Here is a 5981-nt window from a genome sequence, read left to right as displayed (position 1 = left end):
AAAGATGATTAATCATTTTACTATGCTTTTTAGCTATTTAAATGATCAGCGTTCTGAAACTTCAAGACAGGAACACATAGATTTGATTGATTGTATTCTGGAAAAAGACAAAGAAAAAGCATATAATATTTTATTTAGACATCTTGATCGCGTTGAAATTGCTGAAGATGCAGAAATCAAAAAGAGAGCTTAAATAAAAAAATTTGCAATAATTCATTAATTGTTATAATATTAAAAATAGAAAGAAAATTAATAATAAATTTTAATCTAATTTTCAAAAATAAAAATTTTAATATATCTGATATATCACATATTAAATATCCAATATCAGTATATATTATTAATAAGTAAATAAAAGATGATTGTATAAATTATTTTTCAGGGGTTGATAATTTTGAAAATAACTAATTTAGAATTATTTCGAATACCACCTCGCTGGCTTTTTCTTAAAATCTCAACTGATGTAGGAATTATTGGTTGGGGGGAGCCGATTGTTGAAGGGAAATCTGCTACAGTAAAAGCTGCAGTAGAAGAGATGAAAGATTATATAATTGGGAAAAATCCTTTAGAGATAGAAGATATCTGGCAGACATTATATCGTGGAGCTTTTTATCGAGGTGGTCCGGTTTTAATGAGTGCTATCGCGGGAATTGATCAAGCTTTATGGGATATAAAAGGTAAATATCTTCAACAGCCTGTTTATGAACTTCTTGGTGGTAAGGTAAGAGATAAAGTTAGAGTTTATTCTTGGATCGGTGGAGATCGTCCGGATAATGTGGCTCAGGCAGCACAGAAAAAAAAAGATGCTGGTTTTACTGCGATAAAAATGAATGGTACAGAAGAACTTCATTACATAGATAGTTATAAAAAAATAGATCAGGCTGTTGCTAGAGTAGCAGCAATAAGAGATCAAGTTGGTTCAGACTTTGGAATAGCAGTAGATTTTCATGGACGAGTTCATAAAGGGATGGCCCGTATATTATTTAAAGAACTTGAGCCTTTTCGTTTAATGTTTATTGAAGAACCAGTTCTTTCAGAAAATATTGAAGCATTAGCTAATATGGAAACTTTTGGTATTCCAATTGCTCTGGGTGAAAGATTATTTAGTCGTTGGGACTATAAAAAAGTATTTGAACTAAATAAAGTTGATATTATTCAACCAGATTTATCACATGCGGGTGGAATTTCAGAAGTTAAAAAAATAGCAGCAATGGCAGAGGCTTATGATATTGCAGTAGCTCCTCACTCGCCATTAGGCCCAATTAATTTAGCTGCAAGTTTACAAATTGACGCTGTAACTTCTAATGTATTTATCCAGGAACAGAGTCTGGGTATCCATTATAATCAGGGAAATGATCTTCTGGATTATTTAGTGAACAAAGCAGTTTTTAAATATAAAGATGGTTATGCTCATATTCCAGATTCACCAGGGTTAGGAATTGAAATTGATGAAGAACTAGTTTGCACCAAAGCCAAAGAATCACATGAATGGAAAAACCCTCTTTGGCGTAATGAAGATGGAACAATTGCTGAATGGTAATTAAAATATAGAATTAAGATCTTCTAAGTTATACGAGGGGCGAATAAAATGAAAAAAATAGAAACTGAAGTAATTAGTCAAGAAAAATATTTACAAACTAAAGAATTAGAAAAATATTTAAAAAATTTGGCTGAATTAATTATTAAAAATAAAAAAGAAAACATCTTGTTAATTCCACCAGACTATACAAGAAAATCATCAGGTTTAGGGGTAATTACGCAAAAATTATATTTTTTCTTAGAAAAAAAAATTGATAATATAGATATTTTGCCAGCTTCTGGAACTCATGATCCGATGGATGCTCAATCCTTGAAGTCAATGTTTGGAGATATTCCAATTGAATGTTTTTTGGAACATAACTGGAGAACTGAAACTATTGAAATTGGAGAAATTCCGGCAGACAAGATGGAAACATTTTCAGATGGAGAGTTGATTGAAGCTTTGCCTGTAGAAGTTAATAAACATTTATTTTCTAATAAATATGACTTAATAATTTCTTTAGGCCAGGTGATACCACATGAGGTGGTAGGCATGGCCAATTACACTAAAAATATTGTTGTTGGCTGTGGTGGTGATCAAATCATTAATAAATCGCATTTTTTAGGCGCTCTTTCCGGTATGGAAAAAATTATGGGAAAAGATCACTCACCTGTTAGAAAGCTTTATGATTACTGCCAAAAAAATTTTTTAGATGAATTGCCATTGCTTTATCTAATGACAGTTAATTCTGCTGTTAGTGATAAAAAGACTGGCCTAACTGAGATTAAAGGTATATTTACCGGCAGCCGCAGAGAGACATTTGAAAAAGCTGTTGCTTTAAGTCAGCAGGAAAACATAATAAAACTTAAAAGAGAGCCTAAAAAGATTGTTGTTTATCTAAAAAAAGATAAGTTTAAAAGCACTTGGATTGGAGCAAAGGCCATTTATAGAACGCGAATGGCAATTGCTGATGATGGTGAGTTAATAATTATAGCACCTGGGGTTCAAAAATTTGGAGAAGATGAAATTATAGATAAATTGATTAGAAAATATGGTTACAGAGGGACTGGAAAAACACTAGAAAGCCTTCATAATAATCAAGATTTACAGGAAAATTTATCTGCAGCTGCGCATTTAATTCACGGCTCATCTGAAGGTAGATTTAAAATTTTACTTGCTTCTCAAAAATTAAGTCGCCAAGAAGTAGAAGCTGTAAATTTTAATTTATGGAGGTGATAAAAAAGTCAGAATGAATGGCATTTAGTACCTATTGTATGTTGTGTTGTAAAGTCTTAATATTTAATTACTTAGATTATCAAAAATTATTATTAAAAAATTATTAGGAGGAATTATCTTGAGAAAAAAATTAATGATTAACTTATCACTTGTTCTTTTATTGCTTTTAACTTTTTCAGTAACTTCATTGGCGGCTGAGTACACAATTAATGCTGGGATTGGTCTGAATGATAAATCAGCTCAGTATATGTCTTTAGAATACTTTAAAAAATTAGTAGAAGAAAGAAGTGATGGTAAAATTGAAGTTAACCTTTATCATTCAAGCCAGCTTGGTGATGATAGAGAAATGATGGAAGCTTTACAAATGGGTACACAGCAGATGACTTGTCCATCTACTGCACCGATTGCTCCATTTGTAAATGGATTTAAAGTATTTGATCTTCCATTCTTATTTCCAACTTATGAAGCAGCAGATTATGTTCTTGATGGTCCAGTTGGACAGAATCTATTAAAACAGCTTGAAGATGAAGGTCTTGTAGGTTTAGCTTATTGGGAAAATGGATACCGTCAGCTGACAAATAGTAAGAGACCTGTTGAATCTCCAGAAGATGTTAAAGGTTTAAAAGTTAGAACAATGGAAAATCCTATGCATTTAGCTGCTTGGAAAGAAATGGGAGCTAATCCTACACCTATGGCATTTGGTGAATTATTCTCCGCTATGCAGCAGGGTGTTGTTGATGGCCAGGAAAATCCATGGGGGACAATTTATCTCCAGAACTTCTTTGAAGTCCAAGATTACACAACAGACACAGGCCATGTATATTCACCTTTTGTACTTATGATGTCTAAGCAGTTCTATGATAAATTACCTACTGATTTACAGCAGGTTGTAAAAGTAGCAGCTATTGAAGCTAAGCATCACAATAGAAAAACTAATAGGGCTATGAATGCTGAATACTTAAATAAATTGAAAGATGTTATGGAAGTTACTATTTTAACTCCTGAGCAAAAAGCTGAATTCCAGAAAGCAGTTCAGCCTGTATATGATCAATTTAAAGATGAAATTGGTGCAGAATTAGTTGAATCTGTACAGCAGCAGGTTGAAGAATTTCAAGCTCAACAATAATTATTAAACTAACTAATAAGAGGGAGATTATCTCCCTCTTATTTCTAAATTTTTGTGTTTGTAATTAATTTTTTAAAATCTAATATTGAATAAGCAGATTTATTTTGAGATTAAAAGGGGTGATAAATATGGAATATAATAAAATTTTTAATATTTTTTTTAGCATTTATAAATTTATTCTTATTATTTTAACGCTATCAATGTTTGCAATTGTCGGAACAAATGTTTTTAGTCGTTTTGTTTTAAATAACTCACTTGGTTGGGCAGATGAATTATCAAGATTTATTTTTATATGGATTTCATTTTTAGGCGCAGTAATGGCTTATGGTAGTGATGATCATGTAGGTTTAAATTTTGTTATTGCTAAAATACCATCTGCCAAGGCTCAGAACATAATTAGTATTATTTCAGATCTTTTAATAATGGCAGTTTTAGCTATTATAACATATTATGGATATATTGTAGCAACTTCAGCAACAAATGTGTCTCCTGCTCTTTATATTCCAATGACCTTAGTATATTCTATTGTGCCATTTAGTGGTTTTATTATGATATTAATTAATTTATCAAAAATAAAAAAGCATATTGAACTGTATATAAAAGATGAAAAAGAGAAGTTTGATATTTTGGATGAAAGTAGGGGTGTGGAATAATGCTTTGGTTATTTTTAGGAACATTGTTTTTATTTGTATTAACAGGAATTCCGGTTGTTTTTGCACTTGGATTATCAAATATTGCTTTAATGAAAGCTATGGATTTACAGTTTATGGTTTTGCCATCTAAAATGATATCTGGTATGAATAGTTTTCCGCTTCTGGCTATTCCGTTTTTTATGTTTGTGGGAGAAGTAATGAATCATGGAGGAATTGCTAAAAGATTAGTAAACTTTGCTGATGCAATAGTTGGACATATTACTGGTGGCTTGGGCCATGTTAACATTTTAGCCAGTATGTTTTTCGGAGGAATTTCTGGCTCGGCGATTGCTGATACAGCGGCAATTGGTGGACTGTTGATTCCACCAATGATCGAGCAGGATTATCCTGCAGAGTATTCTGCAGCAATAACCGCGTCATCTGCTGTAATTGGAATTATTATTCCACCAAGTATTCCATTTATACTTTATGGAATTATTACAAACACTTCAATTGCTCAGCTTTTTATGGCAGGAATTATACCTGGTATATTAGTAGGGCTGTCTTTAATGGCAACAACATATTATACTACTAAAAAACATGGTTATGGGCATATTGTTGAAGCAGAAAAGGTACAAAAATTTACACTTTCTCGATTATGGGAAACTTTTAAAGAAGCTGTTCTTGCTTTAACTATTCCTTTTTTAGTTGTTGGAGGTATTTTAGGAGGAGTTTTTACAGCAACTGAAGCTGGTGCTGTAGCAGCATTTGTATCTTTAATTTTAGCATTGGTTGTGTATAAAGAAGTAACTGTTAAAGATTTACCAGGTATTTTATTGGCAACAGCTAAAACAACAGCGATAGTTCTTTTCTTATGTGGAATGGCAATGGTAACTGCTTGGTTATTAACTGTAGCTAGAGTGCCTTTTGAATTAGCAGAACTTTTAACCTCTTTAACTGATTCTACTATTGGAATTTTATTAATAACAAATGTATTATTATTTTTAGTTGGTTTTGTAATGGATTTAACTCCTGCAATGTTAATTTTAGCGCCTATTTTACTACCTGTAATGCGTCAGGTAGGAATTGATCCAGTATATTTTGGAGTAATTATGTCAATCAACTTAGGTATTGGCCTAATTACCCCTCCTGTCGGAACAGTTTTGTATGTAGCGACTGGAGTAGCTGATATTACTTTAGAGGATCTGGTTAAATCTATTTTACCGTTTTTATTTACCCTACTTGCAGTTTTAGCTTTATTGATTGCTTTTCCACAAATTGTAATGTTTATACCAAATTTAATGAGATAATTATGATAAATAAAGTTAGCTTTATTTAAAATAAATTATTAAGGCTAATGAGGAGATGATTTTATTGCTTAGAAGTCAAGAAATAAGAAAACAGGGAGCAGAAATAGATGCTTTAAGAATGGGAATGGACTGGACTGCAGATGACTTAGATAAAATGC

The 5981-nt window shown here is 31.8% G+C and carries 5 protein-coding genes and 1 pseudogene; all 6 read left to right on the top strand.

Annotated elements, in window-relative coordinates; all coding sequences use genetic code 11:
- Positions 1 to 193: pseudogene (locus CI949_RS15415) on the top strand (hypothetical protein); the annotation flags it as partial.
- 201 nt (positions 194 to 394) lie between these two features.
- Positions 395 to 1540 carry a galactonate dehydratase gene (gene dgoD, locus CI949_RS15410; protein WP_089655952.1) on the top strand — a complete coding sequence of 382 codons (1146 nt, stop codon included), beginning with the start codon at positions 395 to 397 and terminating at the stop codon, positions 1538 to 1540.
- Between the two features lie 48 nt (positions 1541 to 1588).
- On the top strand, positions 1589 to 2755 hold the full coding sequence (locus CI949_RS15405) for a lactate racemase domain-containing protein (RefSeq protein WP_073160219.1): 1167 nt from the start codon (positions 1589 to 1591) through the stop codon (positions 2753 to 2755).
- Between the two features lie 118 nt (positions 2756 to 2873).
- Entirely contained in the window at positions 2874 to 3881 is a 1008-nt protein-coding gene (locus tag CI949_RS15400) for a TRAP transporter substrate-binding protein (protein WP_234971246.1), read from the top strand.
- 128 nt (positions 3882 to 4009) lie between these two features.
- The gene (locus CI949_RS15395; RefSeq protein WP_073160221.1) at positions 4010 to 4534 is read left to right on the top strand and encodes a TRAP transporter small permease; all 525 of its coding nucleotides are present in this window, start codon (positions 4010 to 4012) and stop codon (positions 4532 to 4534) included.
- The gene (locus tag CI949_RS15390) at positions 4534 to 5823 is read left to right on the top strand and encodes a TRAP transporter large permease (protein WP_073160223.1); all 1290 of its coding nucleotides are present in this window, start codon (positions 4534 to 4536) and stop codon (positions 5821 to 5823) included. The genes CI949_RS15395 and CI949_RS15390 overlap by 1 nt, the downstream gene beginning before the upstream one ends.
- The last annotated feature ends 158 nt before the right edge of the window (positions 5824 to 5981 follow it).

The sequence above is a fragment of the Halanaerobium sp. genome (genome assembly GCF_003070835.1).
This window is presented reverse-complemented; position numbering and strand designations above follow the sequence as displayed.